The 14,836-nt window shown below is 67.1% G+C and carries 14 protein-coding genes; 9 read left to right on the top strand and 5 right to left on the bottom strand.

Annotated elements, in window-relative coordinates:
* Positions 1–35 precede the first annotated feature (35 nt).
* Complete coding sequence (gene xseA, locus RM423_RS10500) at positions 36–1,262, bottom strand: exodeoxyribonuclease VII large subunit (RefSeq protein ID WP_311422980.1); 1,227 nt, start codon at positions 1,260–1,262, stop codon at positions 36–38.
* On the bottom strand, positions 1,259–2,131 hold the full coding sequence (locus RM423_RS10495) for a hypothetical protein (protein ID WP_311422979.1): 873 nt from the start codon (positions 2,129–2,131) through the stop codon (positions 1,259–1,261). The genes xseA and RM423_RS10495 overlap by 4 nt, the downstream gene beginning before the upstream one ends.
* A gap of 126 nt (positions 2,132–2,257) precedes the next feature.
* Between RM423_RS10495 and RM423_RS10490 the strand changes: the two genes are divergently transcribed.
* Positions 2,258–3,244 (top strand): 4-hydroxy-3-methylbut-2-enyl diphosphate reductase, encoded by a 987-nt coding sequence (locus RM423_RS10490; RefSeq protein ID WP_311422978.1) that lies wholly within the window; start codon positions 2,258–2,260, stop codon positions 3,242–3,244.
* A gap of 62 nt (positions 3,245–3,306) precedes the next feature.
* On the opposite strand, the gene RM423_RS10485 is transcribed toward RM423_RS10490, so the two are convergent.
* Genes RM423_RS10485 through RM423_RS10475 form a run of 3 tightly spaced genes read right to left on the bottom strand, consistent with a single transcriptional unit; the run spans position 3,307 to position 5,663 of the window.
* Positions 3,307–3,810 carry a DUF6542 domain-containing protein gene (locus tag RM423_RS10485; RefSeq protein ID WP_311422977.1) on the bottom strand — a complete coding sequence of 168 codons (504 nt, stop codon included), beginning with the start codon at positions 3,808–3,810 and terminating at the stop codon, positions 3,307–3,309.
* Between the two features lie 33 nt (positions 3,811–3,843).
* Positions 3,844–4,965, bottom strand: a complete 1,122-nt coding sequence (locus RM423_RS10480) for a DNA recombination protein RmuC (RefSeq protein ID WP_311422976.1) — start codon at positions 4,963–4,965, stop codon at positions 3,844–3,846.
* Positions 4,962–5,663 (bottom strand): TetR/AcrR family transcriptional regulator, encoded by a 702-nt coding sequence (locus RM423_RS10475; protein ID WP_311422975.1) that lies wholly within the window; start codon positions 5,661–5,663, stop codon positions 4,962–4,964. The genes RM423_RS10480 and RM423_RS10475 overlap by 4 nt, the downstream gene beginning before the upstream one ends.
* Before the next feature lie 83 nt (positions 5,664–5,746).
* Between RM423_RS10475 and ychF the strand changes: the two genes are divergently transcribed.
* The 8 genes from ychF to RM423_RS10435 all read left to right on the top strand — a co-directional run bounded on the left by ychF (position 5,747) and on the right by RM423_RS10435 (position 14,727).
* Positions 5,747–6,820, top strand: a complete 1,074-nt coding sequence (gene ychF, locus RM423_RS10470) for a redox-regulated ATPase YchF (protein WP_311422974.1) — start codon at positions 5,747–5,749, stop codon at positions 6,818–6,820.
* Between the two features lie 119 nt (positions 6,821–6,939).
* A complete protein-coding gene (locus RM423_RS10465) occupies positions 6,940–7,179 on the top strand; it encodes a type II toxin-antitoxin system Phd/YefM family antitoxin (RefSeq protein WP_311422973.1) in 240 nt (79 codons plus the stop codon).
* On the top strand, positions 7,179–7,592 hold the full coding sequence (locus tag RM423_RS10460) for a type II toxin-antitoxin system VapC family toxin (protein ID WP_311422972.1): 414 nt from the start codon (positions 7,179–7,181) through the stop codon (positions 7,590–7,592). The genes RM423_RS10465 and RM423_RS10460 overlap by 1 nt, the downstream gene beginning before the upstream one ends.
* 120 nt (positions 7,593–7,712) lie before the next feature.
* Complete coding sequence (locus tag RM423_RS10455) at positions 7,713–9,689, top strand: type I restriction-modification system subunit M (protein ID WP_311422971.1); 1,977 nt, start codon at positions 7,713–7,715, stop codon at positions 9,687–9,689.
* Positions 9,690–9,739: 50 nt separating this feature from the next.
* Positions 9,740–10,915 carry a restriction endonuclease subunit S gene (locus RM423_RS10450; protein WP_311422970.1) on the top strand — a complete coding sequence of 392 codons (1,176 nt, stop codon included), beginning with the start codon at positions 9,740–9,742 and terminating at the stop codon, positions 10,913–10,915.
* Between the two features lie 59 nt (positions 10,916–10,974).
* On the top strand, positions 10,975–11,223 hold the full coding sequence (locus RM423_RS10445; protein ID WP_311422969.1) for a hypothetical protein: 249 nt from the start codon (positions 10,975–10,977) through the stop codon (positions 11,221–11,223).
* The gene (locus tag RM423_RS10440; protein WP_311422968.1) at positions 11,220–11,612 is read left to right on the top strand and encodes a PIN domain-containing protein; all 393 of its coding nucleotides are present in this window, start codon (positions 11,220–11,222) and stop codon (positions 11,610–11,612) included. The genes RM423_RS10445 and RM423_RS10440 overlap by 4 nt, the downstream gene beginning before the upstream one ends.
* A 10-nt stretch (positions 11,613–11,622) precedes the next feature.
* Positions 11,623–14,727 (top strand): type I restriction endonuclease subunit R, encoded by a 3,105-nt coding sequence (locus RM423_RS10435; protein ID WP_311422967.1) that lies wholly within the window; start codon positions 11,623–11,625, stop codon positions 14,725–14,727.
* The last annotated feature ends 109 nt before the right edge of the window (positions 14,728–14,836 follow it).

The following is a 14,836-nucleotide window of genomic DNA, read 5'->3' as shown; positions in this document are numbered from 1 at the left end:
GAGACCCGCGACGCTCAAACGCTCTCTCGTCGTCGTTACAGTCGACTATCCGTTGGTACCGGATAAGCGGCGACGGTGACGCCGAACTCGCCCTGAGCGACCCGGACCTGCAGCAACTCATCGGCCGAGACGTCGGACGCTGCCCGGACGAGCGCGCCGTCGGTGTTCCACAGCACCGCATAACCCCGGTTGAGCACGGCCTGCGGTGACAGGCTGACGACCCGCGCCAGCAGTTGGGCATTGTCGGCCTCAGCCAGCTGCAACATGTTCGCGAGGCGGCTGCGCATCCGGGTCACCGAACGCTCGCACTCGTCCTCGCCGGCGGAGATCAGCCGGCTGACGCCCTGGCGCAACCGCTCCGGCAGGCCCGCGATCAGCTGCTCCTCGGTGTCGAGGCGGCGGTGCACGCTGGCTCGGAGCCGGGTGCGGAACTCCGCGACGTGCGCCAGTTCGGCTTGCAGGTCCGGCACGATCCGCTTGGCCGCGTCGGTGGGAGTGGACACCGCCAGATCCGCGACCAGGTCGAGCAGCGGCTGGTCGGTTTCGTGCCCGATGGCACTGACCACCGGCGTCCGGAGCGAGGAAACGGCTCGTAACAGTGCTTCGTTGCTGAACGGCAGCAGGTCCTCGACGCTGCCGCCACCGCGGGCGATCACGATCAGGTCGACGTCGGGATGCGCGTCCAGCCGGTGCAACGCCGCCACCATTTCGCTCACCGCGGCGTTGCCCTGGGTGGCGGTGTTCTCGATGGCGAAGATCGCCCCCGGCAGTCGGCGCCGGGTGTTCTCCACGACATCGCGCTCAGCCGCGCTGGCGCGTCCGGTGATCAGGCCGATCGTGTGCGGGAGGAACGGCAACCGCAGCTTGCGGTGCGCGGCGAAGAGTCCCTCAGCAGCGAGCACCTTCTTCAGCCGCTCGATCCGAGCCAGCATCTCGCCCAGGCCGACCTGCCGGATCTCGGTCGCCCGGAGGCTCAGCGTGCCGCGCTCTGCGTAGAAGTCCGGCCGCGCCCGGAGCACGACCCGGGCCCCCTCAGCGAGCGGCTCCTGCAGCACCGACCGGTGGCAGGTGACCTGGATGGAGAGGTTGGCGTCGGTGTCGCGCAGCGTGAGAAAGCAGGTGGGGACGCCTGGGCGCTGGACGAACTGCGCCACCTGGCCCTCTACCCACACCTCGCCGAGACGGCCGATCCACTCGGCCAGCGCCTGGCTGATCCGGCGGAGTGGAAGCGGGTTCTCCGGGCTGGAGTCGAGCCTGCTCACTCGTCGGTGGAGTCGGCCTCGTGGGCCTGCACGATCTCGGCGGCCATCGTGGACGGGGTGGGCCGGGTCGCGCGCCGAGCCTTCTTCGCGGCGACCTCGAGTGGCTCGCTGGTGCGGCCGGCCCGCTTCTTGGCCGGCGCCTTCTTGGCGGGTGCGGCCGTGGGAAACTCCTGCTCGGCCGGGCCGACCTGGGCCGGGGCGGTCTTTTTCGCCGGGGCTGTCTTCTTGGCCGGGGCTGTCTTCTCGGCTGGTGTTGCCTTCTTGGTCGGAGCCGGCTCTGCCGCGACAACCGCCGTAGCGGGCGCGGGAAGCAGATCGGTCGACTCCGACTCGCCCGGCGCCCCATCCTCGGTGACGGAGCTGAGGTCGTCCGGAAGGTCGGTGAGGCTCGCGTTCTCCGCCAGCGCACCGGTGACCTTCTCCTGTACGAGCACTTCGGCGATCCCGAGGGCTACCCCGGTAACGCCTGACCCCGCGCCGACGGCGTCCCAGCGGCCATCCTCGTCGTCGTCGCTCTCCACGAACCCGGTGGCGTCGTAGTCGATGCGATCGAACGCGGCCAGCGGCTGCTCCGAGCCGCCACTGTCCGCTTCGCCGTCTGCCTCGTCGTCTGCCTCGTCATCGAACGTCGCCCACGCGGGCGGTTCGGACGGCGTGCCGCGGAACTCGCTGAGCACCTGATCGCCCTTGGCTGTCAGCGTGGCGATGCGCTGTTGCATCCGCATGGAGGCCCGCATAGCTAAAGACACCGCGACCACAGGCACCGTGGTCACTGCCTGCGGCAGCGTCTCAGGGAGTTTCCGGGCCTCTTCCACAGCTGTGGCGGCGAGTCCGAGGGCTGCTCTGATGGGGATCGGAATGTTCGGCATCTCCTCAGCCTGCCCGAACACCTAGGCGGATGCGAGTGACAGCGTCAGATAGGTGCGCTGATGTGGGATGGGACAAAGGCGGCCACGGGCGCGGCTGGCATGGTCGGGAGTCCGTAGGATTGGGGTATGCCTCAAGCCGCGCACGCCTCCGAGCCCGCGAAGCGGGTGCTGCTCGCCAAGCCCCGCGGCTATTGCGCGGGCGTCGATCGTGCGGTGCAGGCCGTCGAGTTGGCGCTGGCGCACTACGGGGCGCCCGTCTACGTGCGCAAGCAGATCGTGCACAACGCCTACGTGGTGCGCACGCTCGAAGCGGCGGGTGCCGTCTTCGTCGAAGAGACCGACGAGGTGCCCGAGGGCGCCGTGGTCGTGTTCTCGGCACATGGCGTTGCGCCGGAGGTCCACGCGGAGGCGGCGACCCGCAACCTCAAGACGATCGACGCGACGTGCCCTCTGGTGACGAAGGTGCATCACGAGGCGCGCCGTTTCGCTGCTGAGGACTACGACATCGTGCTCATCGGCCACGACGGGCATGAAGAGGTCGTCGGCACGACCGGCGAGGCTCCGGACCACGTCCGCCTGGTTGACGGACCGGCCGATGTGGCTGCTGTGAGCGTCCGCGATCCGGAGCGGGTGGTCTGGCTCTCGCAGACGACCTTGTCGGTGGACGAGACGATGCAGACGGTGGACGCGCTGCGAGAGAAGTTCCCGTCGCTGCAGTCGCCACCGAGTGACGACATCTGTTACGCGACGCAGAACCGGCAGGCCGCGGTGAAGGCGATCGCGCCGCAGACGGATCTGTTCCTGGTGGTGGGCTCGCAGAACTCGTCCAACTCGGTGCGGATGGTCGAGGTGGCCAAGGCTGCGGGGGCGCGGGCGGCGTACCTGGTCGATGACGTCCACGCCGTCTCGCCGGAGTGGTTGAGCGGTGTCACCACGGTCGGACTGTCTTCGGGAGCGTCGGTACCCGAGATCCTGGTGCGAGAGGTCGCGGGCTGGCTGGCCGAGCGCGGCTACGGCGAGCCGGAAGAGGTGGCGCACACCGAGGAGCGCCTGACGTTCGCACTGCCGCAGGAACTGCGCCGGGACCTGAAGCTGTCCGCCAAGTCCTCCTGAGCCGTTACCTGCTGCGCAGCGATCCGTCCTGCTGAGCGGTCCGTCTGGCTGGTCGACGCGCCCTACCGCCGGACGGCCAGCCGGATTCCGGCGATGACGAGCACCACCGCTGTGGCACCGGCGATCGCCGGGAACCCGTAGACCACCCAGTTCGTCGCGGCGTCGTACAGCTTGCCTCGGTTGTGTAGGCCGCCGGTCCGCACGTAGAGCAGGCCGGCTGAGGCAACGAAGTACACCAGCGGCGGCGCCACGATGACGCCGAACATCTTGGACCGTTTGACGGCGAGGATCGCCACCAGCGAGGCGAAGACCAGGCCGTAGTTGAAGGCGCCCTTGATGACGGTCCCGCTGATGGAGTCGATCAGGCCGCCGACTCCGGCGATCGCGATGAGCAACAGGACTGCCGCCCAGCCGGGCAGTCCCCGCTCCCTGCTCGACCGCTGGTCCCGGGCGTCGCCGGAGTCGTAGGGCAGCGGCTCACTTCCGCGGCGGGTGCCGCGGGACGGCTCCGACGACGGCGGCTGACCAGCGACGCGGGAATACGACGTCTCTGGTTGATCCGGCACGAAAGTGGCTCCGTTCGCAGGTTGCACGGAGGCTTACGGTACCTGGCTGGCGAACTCCTCCGAGGTAAGAGCACGGGTAACTGCCAGGATCTGATCCGCTTCGGCCAGCTCGCCGTCGGTTTTGGGATCGGCGACGGCAAGATCGGACAGCCGTCGCGCGCTGACCATGACTCGCCGCTCCAGGGTCCCCACCGTGCTGTTGAAACTTTCCACCGACGCGTTGAGGGACCGACCCAGCTTGTCGAGGTGGCTGCCCATGGTGGCCAGGCGTTGGTACAGCTCCCGGCCGAGCTTGCTCACCTCGGCGGTGTTGCGGGCCAGGGCTTGCTGGCGCCAGGTATAACCGATGGTTCGCAGCATGGCGACCAGGGTGCTGGGCGTGGCGAGCACGACGTTGCGGGCGAAAGCGTGCTCGAAGAGGGCCGGGTCCTCTCGCAGAGCGGCGTCGAGAAAGGTGTCGGCCGGAATGAAGCAGACGACGAACTCGGGTGAGGGCGTGAACCGACTCCAGTAGTCCTTGGAACCGAGATCGTCCACATGGCGACGCAGGTGGCGGGCATGTGCCTTCAGGCGGTTGGACCGGATGGTTGCATCCGGTGCCTCCATCGCTTCCAGGTAGGCCACGAACGCCACCTTCGAGTCCACCACGATGTTCTTGTCGCCGACGAGCTTCACGACCAGATCCGGGCGCAGGGTGCCGTCCTCGCCGGTGGAACTGGCCTGCGTCACATAGTCGATGTGCTCCACCATCCCGGCGGCCTCGACGGCCCGTTCGAGCTGCAGCTCGCCCCAGCGGCCGCGGATCTGCGGAGAACGCAGGGCGGTCACCAGCTGCGCGGTCTCGGTGCGCAGGCCGGCAGCGGACTCGCGCATGGCAGAAAGGTGCTCGTCCAGTGCGGCAGAGGCGGCGAGCCGGTCCCGCTCGGAGGCGTGCAACTGGGTCTGGACCCGCTCGAGGGTGTCGCGGATAGGTGAGACCAGGGACTCGATGGAGTGCTGGCGTTCGTTGAGATCGGCGGCGGCCGAGCCGCGAGCGGCATCGACCTGTGCTTGTCCGAGCGCGGACAGCGCGGCCCTGGTGCGTCCGAAGAGAAAGCCTACGGCGGCGCCCAGAACGAGCCCGATCAGGAGCAGCAAGAACGAAGTGGCGGTCATGGCGCCATGGTGCGGGATGCCTCCGACAATTCTGACTCGCCGGGCGTGATGAGGGCCTGCAGAACCGGTCCGTACCAGGTGGCGACCTCGGCTGCGGAGGCCTGGGCTAACGGCTCGATCTGCAACACGTACCGCAGACTCGCCATCCCGATCAGCTGTGAGATCAGCAGGCTCGCGCGGAGCTCCCGCTCCTGGTCGCCGTCGATGGCATTGGCGAGCGTCACCAGCACCACGCCCCGCAGCACCTTCAGCATCGGGGCGCTGCGGTCCGCGGAGGCGACCGTGGTGCGGATGAGGCCGGTGAAGACGTCTCGGTGCGCGTCCCAGGCGTTGAGGAAGGCGGTCACCAGGCGCTCGCCGAGCCTGTCGGTGCCGCGCTCCAGCAGGCTGCTCAGCAGGTGGACGAGGTCGACAGGGAGTTGCATGGTGGCCACCAACAGCCCCGACTTGTCGCCGAAGTAGTGCCGGATGAGGCTGGCGTCGACGCCCGCGTCGCTGGCCACCGCCCGTAGCGAGGTGCCGTCGAAACCGTCGTCGGCGAAGCGCTGCCGCGCCGCGGCGATAATCTGGCCTCGCGTGTCGGCGTTGCTGTCGGCGCGGGGACGGCCCCGTCCGCGACTGCGGTTGGGTCTCGATGAGCCATCCGGCCGGTCAGGCGCCGCCTGCATGGAACTTAATGTCAACTTAACCTCGCGCATGCGGTCATTGAAGCGCACATTGAATTCGCGCGCAGCCGATGGGCCAAAATCGGTGGCACTCGAACGCCGTAGACTGCACGTCCGTGGCTCTCACTATCGGCATCGTCGGTCTTCCCAACGTCGGCAAGTCGACGCTGTTCAACGCGCTGACGCGCAACAACGTGCTCGCGGCGAACTACCCGTTCGCGACGATCGAGCCCAACGTCGGCGTGGTGGGTGTGCCGGACGAGCGGCTGGACGTGCTCGCCAAGATCTTCTCCTCCGCTCGGATCTTGCCCGCGACCGTGAGCTTCGTCGACATCGCCGGCATCGTCCGGGGCGCGTCCGAGGGCGCCGGTCTGGGCAACAAGTTTCTGGCCAACATTCGCGAGGCCGACGCGATTTGCCAGGTGATCCGCGCGTTCACCGATCCCGACGTCGTGCACGTCGATGGAAAGGTGTCCCCGGCCGACGACATCGAGACCATCAACACCGAGCTGATCCTGGCCGACATGCAGACCGTCGAGAAGGCGCTGCCGCGACTGGAAAAAGAGGCGCGTACGGCCAAGGACCGGCTGCCCGCCGTCGCCGCCGTCAAAGAGGCGCTCAAGGTGCTCGAAGAGGGCCGGACCATCTTCGGTGCCGGCTTGGACCTCGAGCCGCTGCGCGAGCTGCACCTGATGACAGCCAAGCCGTTCCTGTACGTCTTCAACGTCGATCCGGACGAGCTCGAAAACGAGGAGTTCATCGGCTCGCTGCGCGCCATGGTGGCACCCGCCGAGGCGATTTTCCTCGACGCCAAGACCGAGGCCGAGCTGGTCGAACTCGAGCCGGACGAGGCCCTGGAGCTGCTCCAGTCCATGGGTGTCGAGGAATCCGGGCTGGACAAGCTCGCCCACGTGGGATTCGGCACGCTGGGGCTGCAGACCTACCTGACGGCGGGGCCCAAGGAGGCTCGCGCGTGGACCATTCCCAAGGGGGCGACCGCGCCGCAAGCTGCCGGAGTGATTCACACCGACTTCGAGCGGGGCTTCATCAAGGCCGAGGTGGTCTCGTTCTCCGACCTGGTCGACGCCGGTTCGATGTCCGAGACCAAGGCGCGCGGCAAGGTTCGTATCGAGGGTAAGGACTACGTCATGGCCGACGGCGACGTCGTGGAGTTCCGCTTCAACGTGTGAGGGGACTCAGAACCCACGCCGCGGACCACGCGGCGCATAGATATGTGAGCGTGTCCTGGCGATTGCCAGCATCACACCCCTAGGATGTAGTTAGATGTACTACAAATAGGAAGGCGGTTATGGCTACCGTTACCGCAGCTGAGTTCAACCAGCGCCCGAGCCAGGTCAAGCGCGCGGCTGAGGAAGAAGCGGTGGTGATCACAGAGCACAGCCGTCCGTCCTTCGTGCTGTTGACCTACGCCGAGTATCAGCGTCTCCTTCGCACGCCCGGCGACCTGGCCGAGTGGCTGGAGATGGACGAGGACATCGAGTTCGAGATCGACCCGATCGGCCTGGACATCCGACCCGCGAACGTGTGATGTACCTGCTCGACACCAACGTCGTCAGCGAACTCCGAAAGCGGCGCGGCGACCCCGGGGTCAAACAGTGGGTGGCCAAGCAGAGCGCGGCTGACCTTGCCATCAGTGTCGTGACTGTCATCGAGATCGAGACCGGGATCCTGCGGAAAGGGCGGACCGACCCCGACCAGGCCCGGATCCTGGCCCGATGGTTCGAGCAGAACGTGCTCACCGGATTCGCGGACCGTATCCTCCCCCTCGATCTGCCCGCCGCCCGCCGCGTCGCTTCGCTTCACGTACCCGACCAAGCGCCCCCGCACGACGCGCTGATCGCGGGCACGGCGCTTGCCCGTGCCCTGACCGTGGTCACCCGCAACACCCGAGACTTCGAACGCGCCGGCGTCGAGTACCTCAATCCCTGGTCAGATAGTTGACTTCCGGCAGCCGCTGCGCCCAACCGTTCCGCGGGAAGCGTGCGACGATGGGCTCCTAGTTCCCCACCGTCCCCCGGGACTGGTGGGGCATTTTCGTTGGAACCGATCGAAAGGACGGCGTTGGCCACACCGGCAGGGTTCGAGAACAAGGTCGCGTTCATCTGGAAGATAGCCGACAAGCTGCGCGGTCATCTGAAGCCGCATGAGTACGGCTCGGTGATGCTGCCGACGCTGGTGCTGTTCCGGCTGGACGCGGTGCTGGAGCCGACGAAGCCGGCGGTGCTGGCCCGCAAGGACGGCCTGGACTTGAACAGCCCGGCGGCAGATGCGCTGCTGAAGCGGGCCGCGGGTGGGCTGCCGTTCTACAACACCTGCCCGCTGTCGATGAAGACCATGCTGTCTGACGACAAGAACATCGCCACCCAACTGCAGACCTACGTGGCCGGGTTCAGCCCCGCGGCGGCTGATGTGCTGGACGCATTCGGCTACCAGCAGACGATCGCGAGGCTCGACAAGGCCGGCGTGCTGTACGCGGTGCTGGGCGACTTCGCCGACGTCGAGCTGCACCCGGACGTCGTGTCGAACGAGGCCATGGGTTACATCTTCGAGGCACTCCTGCGGAAATTCTCCGAGATGAGCAACGAGACGGCGGGTGAGCACTACACGCCGCGCGAGGTCATCCGGCTCATGGTCGACCTGCTGTTCGACGAGGACGCCGACGCGCTCACCGGGCAGTCCCCGGTCCGGACCGTCTACGACCCCGCAGCCGGCACCGGCGGCATGCTCACCATGGCCGACCAGCGGCTGCGCGAGCTCAATCCGGCCGCGACGGTGGAGATGTCCGGGCAGGAGCTGAACCCCGAGACGTGGGCGATCGCCTGCTCGGAGCTGATGATGCGCGGCGTCGCGCCGGAGCGGATGGCGCCGGGCAACTCACTGGTCGACGACGCGTTCCGCGGGACGCGCTTCGATTACATCCTGGCCAACCCGCCCTACGGCGTGGACTGGAAGGCCTACGCCGACCCGATCAAGTTCGAGGCGCTGACCGCGGGTGGGTCGAACCGCTTCCATGCCGGGCTGCCGCGGATCAGTGACGGGTCGTTCCTGTTCCTGCAGCACATGATCAGCAAGATGAAGCCGGCCTCTGCGGCCGGTGGCGGGTCGCGATTGGCGATCGTGCTGTCGGGTTCGCCGCTGTTCTCCGGTGGCGCAGGTTCGGGGGAGTCGGAGATCCGGCGCTGGATCATCGAGAACGACCTGCTCGAAGGCGTCGTCGGCCTGCCCGACCAGATGTTCTACAACACCGGCATCTCCACGTACGTGTGGATCGTGACCAATCGCAAGCCCGCCGAGCGAGCGGGCACTGTGACGCTGGTCGACGCGCGAGAGCTGGGTACAAAGATGCGCAAGTCGCTCGGCGGCAAGCGCAAGGAACTCACCCGCGACGCGATTGACGAGATCGCCCGGCTGTTCCGCGACGCTGTTGAACTCGACGGCTCCGACGTGCGGGTGAAGGTGATGCGCAACGAGGACTTCGGCTTCGCGCGACTCACCGTCGAACGGCCGATACGACGGACCTGGCGGGTGGACGAGACGACCACCGCCGCGCTGTTACCGGAGCTGGCGGCTGCCGTTACTCCGCTGCTCGGCACGTCGTGGACGGACGAGAAGAAAGCACGCATAGCAATGTCGGCACGTGGTCTGGACACGAAGCAGATCGCGACCGTCCTGAAGTCGATCGCCGTGTTCGACGCAGAGGCCGACCCGATCAAGGCCAAGAAGGGCGGCGGCTACGAGGCCGACGCCGACCTGCGCGACCAGGAGAACATCCCGCTGCCCGACGGCTATCTCGGGCTGTCGCTTGCCGAGCAGGTCAATGCTGTGCGCGCGGCGGCCGAGAAGCACCTGGTCGACGAGATCCACCCCTACGTGCCCGATGCCTGGATCGACCACGACAAGACCAAAATCGGCTACGAGATCCCCTTCACCAGGCAGTTCTACGTCTACACGCCGCCACGCCCGGTAGCCGAAGTCCGCGCCGAAATCGACGCACTCGAAATGCAGATCCAGCACTGGATGAACGGGCTTGCCACGTGACGAAAGTTGCCTGGGCGACCTCACGTTGGCCGCTTGCGCCGGTGGGGTCGATGGCGCGCCTGGAGAACGGGTATCCGTTCGACAGTGAGCTCTTTTCCGCTGAAGGGGACGTGCCCCTTGTGCGGATTCGTGACCTCACGGCAGATACTTTCGAGACGTTCGTTCCGGCGCCAGTGTCACCGCGAGTGATGCTGCAAGACGGTGACATCGTCATTGGCATGGACGGCGACTTCAACGCCGTGCGATGGGGCCGGGGCCCGGCGGCGCTAAACCAGCGCTTGTGCCGCCTGCGGCCGGCGCCTGGTTCGGATATTCGGTTCGTGGAGTACACTCTGCCGACGCCGCTGAAGTGGATCAACGAGGCCCAGTATGCAACAACGGTCAAGCACCTGTCGTCTGGCGAGGTGCTCGCCGCGAGGATCCCGTGCCCGCCATACGAAGAGCAGCGGCGGATTGCTGACTTCCTCGACGACCAGGTCGCCCGCATCGACAACATCATCACCGCCCGTCGTCGTCAGTCATCTGCGATTCGTGAAGCGATTCGTGAAGCGATCGCAAGTGGAGTGGAAGCCGATGCAAGCGCGTACGGATGGATCCCGCTGCGCCGGTGGGTCACCGCTGTAGATCAGGGCTGGAGTCCGCAGTGCGACAGCGTTCCGGCTGGTCAGGGTGAACCTGGCGTGCTGAAGCTGAGCGCGGTCCGTGATGGACGTTTCGACCCCACCGAGAACAAGGCGATGCTGCCCGAGTCGGAGCCTGATGCGCGCTACCTCGTTCGCGCTGGAGACTTGTTGATGAGCCGGGCAAATACCCCTGAGCTCGTTGGCGACTCGGCCGTTGTGAGCGGTGAATGTCGTGACCTGTATCTGCCCGACCTCCTGTACCGGGTAGCCCTGAGCATCAACGAGCCAAGCTATGTTTGCGGCGCTCTTCGCACGCCAAGAGTGCGCGGCTTGCTCCGCGTGATCGGCCGAGGTACCTCGTTGTCGATGGCGAAGATCCGCGGAGAGGACATTCGTGCTCTTCCGGTGCCAGCTGCGCCACCGGCGGTTCGAGTCCAGCGCGCACATGAGTTCGATCTTGCCGAGCGGGACTCAATGGAGGGAATTGCGCGCCTCGCGCTTTCGATTGGGCGGCTTGCCGAACTGAAGCGGTCGTTGATCACGGCGGCGGTGACTGGGGAGTTTGACGTCTCGGCCGCCGATGGGTCGCGAGCGCAGGCATGACTGTTGCCGGACCTGCACACAGCGTGCCGCCGGGTGATCCAGCAAGTATGGTGAACGGTATGGATGCTCCGAAGGCGAAGATCACGATCACGCTGCGACCTGAGGTGCTGGCCGACATCCGTGAACGTGTGGCGGCGGGGCAGGCCCGCAGCGTCTCGGCGTACGTCGAGCACGCGATCGTGGGGCAGTTGGCTGCCGAGGCCGACTTCGACGCCCTTCTCGCTGAGGTGCTGGCCGAGACCGGCGGCCCGCTGACCGACCAGGAGCGTGCGTCCGCGCGGCGGGTGCTGCACGGCGGCGCCGCGTGACGGCCTGGACCGGCTCCGGTGCCGTATTCGACACCGGAGCCCTGATTGCGTTGGACCGCCGCTCCCGGGAGGTCGCCGCGATCGTGGACGAGGCGCGGCGCGGCAACGCCAGGATCTCGATCCCGGCGGGATGTGTTGGGCAGGCATGGCGTGATCCCGCTCGGCAAGCGCGGCTTGCGTCGCTGTTGCGGTTGTCGAACGTCGACATCGTCGCGCTCGATGACGCCGAGGCACGGCGGGTCGGTCTGCTCCTGGCGGCGCGACGCGGACGCGATGTGGTGGACGCCCACGTGGCGATCGTCGCGTCCCGGCTGCGGCAGACAGTGGTCACCAGCGACCCGGACGACATTGCGCGGCTCGCGCCCTCGGTCCGCACCCACCGGGTCTGACGGGACTGCGATGGCCAAGGTGACGTCGGAGTTGGCGTTCGAGGACTCGATCGAATCACACCTGCTCGCGAACAGCTGGTTGAAGGGCGACCCGTCCGGCTACGACCGCGCCCTCGGGCTCGACCCGGCCCAGCTGGTCGCGTTCCTGAAGGCGTCGCAGCCGGATGAGTGGGAGCAGCTGACCCAGCGGCTCGGGGGTGTGGGGAGCGCGGAGGAGCGGGTCGCCAAGTACGTCGCCGATCAGCTCACCCAACGTGGCACGATCGATGTGCTGCGCGGCGTGACGAAGATGAACGGGGTCTCGTTCCGGCTTGCCTTCTTCGCCCCGGCGAACGGGCTGACCGCGAGTCTGTGGGAGCGGTACCGGGCGAACCGGCTGACGGTGGTTCGGCAGCTGCATCACAGCGAGTCGAACCCGGCAGACTCGGTCGACCTGACCTTGTTCGTGAACGGCATCCCGACAGCGACGGCCGAGTTGAAGAACCCGCTGACTCAGCAGCGCGTCGGCCACGCGATCCGGCAGTACCAGCGTGATCGCAATCCGTCCGATCTGATTTTCCGGGCGCGGACCGTCGTCCACTTCGCCGTCGACCCGAACCAGGTCTACATGACCACCCGGTTGAAGGGGGAGCAGACGCGGTTCCTGCCGTTCAACCAGGGCTCCGGGGGCGCAGGCCAGAAAGGTGGTGCCGGCAACCCGGCCAACGCCGACGGCTACGACACCGCCTACCTGTGGGAGCAGGTGTGGCAGCCCGACGCCTGGCTCGGCCTGCTCGGTGAGTTCGTCCACGTCGAGGACGTCTACGACGCCGGCGGGGGAAGGCAGAAGACCGGCGAGACCACGACGCTGTTCCCGCGCTATCACCAGTGGGACGCGGTGCAGCAGCTGCTCGCGGCGACGAGGCAGGCCGGCCCGGGAACGAATCGGTTGGTCCAGCATTCGGCCGGGTCGGGCAAGTCGAACACCATCGCCTGGACGGCGCACCACCTGTCGCGGCTGCACACCTCGTCGTGGCACGGCGAGCTGACCGACGCGGTCAGGGCGGCCGGGTTGGGCGTCGACCAGCCGATCTTCAACAAGGTCATCGTCATCACCGACCGCGTCGTGCTCGACCGGCAACTGCAGTCGACGGTGGCTGGATTCGTGCACACGCCGGGCACGTTCCTGAAGATCGACGAGGACTCCGCGCAGCTGCGGGCAGCGCTGGCAGGCAACACCGCGCGGATCATCATCACCACGCTGCAGAAGTTCCCCGTGGTCGCCGAGCAGGCCGGCTCGGTGGCTGGCAGCCGGTTCGCGGTGATCGTCGACGAGGCGCACTCGTCCACGTCGGGCGAGGCCATGAAGGACATGAAACGCGTTCTCGGCGCAGCGTCGACGCTGGTGGCGGCCGACGCCGATCCGCTAACCGTGGCCGAGCAGGCCGAAGCGAAGATCGAGTCCGAGACCGACGACACCGTCGACTTGATCGCGTCGTCGATGACCGCCCGCGGCGCGCAGGGCAATCTCGCGTTCTTCGCGTTCACCGCCACCCCGAAGCCGAAGACGCTGGAGTTGTTCGGCGACCTCGTGACCGGCGCCGACGGTGAACCCGTGCGGGTGCCGTTCCACCTGTATTCGTTGCGGCAGGCGATCGAGGAGGGCTACATCCTCGACGTCCTCGCCAACTACACGACGTATGACACCTACTACCGGCTCGCCAACACCGAACCGTCCGAGGACCCGGACGTCCCCACCAGCAAGGCATCCGCTGCGCTGGCCCGGTTCGTGTCGCTGCACCCGACCAACCTGGCGCAGAAGGCCGAGATAATCGTCGAGCACTTCCGGCAGAAGACCGCTGGCAAGATCGGTGGCCGGGCGAAGGCGATGGTCGTCACCCGGTCGCGGTTGCATGCCGTCCGGTACAAGCAGGCGATCGACGCCTACATCGCCGCGAAGGGCTACGACCGCGGGCCGGGCCGGATCGCTGCGCTGGTGGCGTTCTCCGGAACCGTCGTCGACCCGACCGATCCGGCGGTCAGTTACACCGAGCCGATGATGAACGGCTTCGGTGAGGGGAAGTTGCCGAAGCGGTTCGCCTCCGACGAATACCAGGTCCTCGTCGTCGCCGAGAAGTACCAGACCGGCTTCGACCAGCCGCTACTGCACACGATGTACGTCGACAAGAAGCTCGCCGGGGTGAAGGCTGTGCAGACTCTGTCGCGGCTCAACCGCACCCACCCCGGCAAGACCGACACCTTCGTCCTGGACTTTGCGAACAAGGCCGAGGAGATCCAGGACGCCTTCGAGCCGTTCTTCGAGCAGACCTCGGCCGCGCCCACGGATCCGAACCTGCTCTACACGCTGGAGCACACCATCGCGGCCGGGCACGTCATCCACCCCGACGAGCAGAAGGCCGCCGTCGACGCGCTGCTGGCCGGCGGCTCGGTGAACCAGAAGATCGTCTACGCCAACGTCAACCCCGCGGTGGGGCGTTTCGTCGGGCTCGACGAGGAAGCGCAGGACGTGTTCCGCGACGCCTTGAAGGCATTCGTGCGGACGTACTCGTTCCTGGCCCAGGTGATGCCCTGGACCGACCGTGACCTCGAATCGCTCTACCTCTACGGTCGCGCGTTGCTGCCACTGTTGCCGACCGCACCCGGGGAGCCGCTGCCGCAGATCAGCGAGTCGGTGCTGCTCACCCACCTGCGCACCGAAGCCCAGGGCGAGGAGGAGAACCTGTCGCTGACGACGGGCACCGACGAGCCGGGCGTCGCGCTGCCCGGCGGCGGCACCGGCAAGGCGTACGAGTCGCCGATGGAGAAGCTGTCGCAGCTGATCGAGCACCTCAATCAGCGCTACGGCATGAACCTCGACGACGCCGACCGGGTCTGGTTCGAGCAGCAGAAGCAGGCCATCAAGTCCGACGAACAGATGCGCGTCGTGGCGCTCAACAATGACCGCGACCAGTACGGCGTCGTGCTGCAGAAGAAGGCCGAGAGCATGATCGTCGACCGGCACGAGGCGAACGGGCAGCTGTTCAACGCGTTCTTCGAAAAGCCCAGTTTCCGCGAGGCGCTGCTGAAGTACCTCGCCGAGTCCTACGACGAGATCCGCGACGAGGACGTGTCGTAGGTCGGCGCCGGTCAGCAACGATCGCTTCTCGCGCGATCCCTGCTCCGGGGGATCGGCTTGTTGCCGAAGCCGCGGGCGTAGTCGATCTCCGGTGGGCGAGGCTGCGCCG

Source organism: Jatrophihabitans lederbergiae (genome assembly GCF_031845305.1).
Classification (GTDB): domain Bacteria; phylum Actinomycetota; class Actinomycetes; order Mycobacteriales; family Jatrophihabitantaceae; genus Jatrophihabitans_A; species Jatrophihabitans_A lederbergiae.
This window is presented reverse-complemented; position numbering and strand designations above follow the sequence as displayed.

Coding starts and splice junctions, on each gene's coding strand:
- RM423_RS10495 (WP_311422979.1), bottom strand. CDS start 2,131: ATGCCGAACATTCCGATCCCCATCAGAGCAGCCCTCGGACTCGCCGCC.
- RM423_RS10490 (WP_311422978.1), top strand. CDS start 2,258: ATGCCTCAAGCCGCGCACGCCTCCGAGCCCGCGAAGCGGGTGCTGCTC.
- RM423_RS10480 (WP_311422976.1), bottom strand. CDS start 4,965: ATGACCGCCACTTCGTTCTTGCTGCTCCTGATCGGGCTCGTTCTGGGC.
- RM423_RS10475 (WP_311422975.1), bottom strand. CDS start 5,663: ATGCGCGAGGTTAAGTTGACATTAAGTTCCATGCAGGCGGCGCCTGAC.
- RM423_RS10465 (WP_311422973.1), top strand. CDS start 6,940: ATGGCTACCGTTACCGCAGCTGAGTTCAACCAGCGCCCGAGCCAGGTC.
- RM423_RS10460 (WP_311422972.1), top strand. CDS start 7,179: ATGTACCTGCTCGACACCAACGTCGTCAGCGAACTCCGAAAGCGGCGC.
- RM423_RS10450 (WP_311422970.1), top strand. CDS start 9,740: ATGGCGCGCCTGGAGAACGGGTATCCGTTCGACAGTGAGCTCTTTTCC.
- RM423_RS10445 (WP_311422969.1), top strand. CDS start 10,975: ATGGATGCTCCGAAGGCGAAGATCACGATCACGCTGCGACCTGAGGTG.
- RM423_RS10435 (WP_311422967.1), top strand. CDS start 11,623: ATGGCCAAGGTGACGTCGGAGTTGGCGTTCGAGGACTCGATCGAATCA.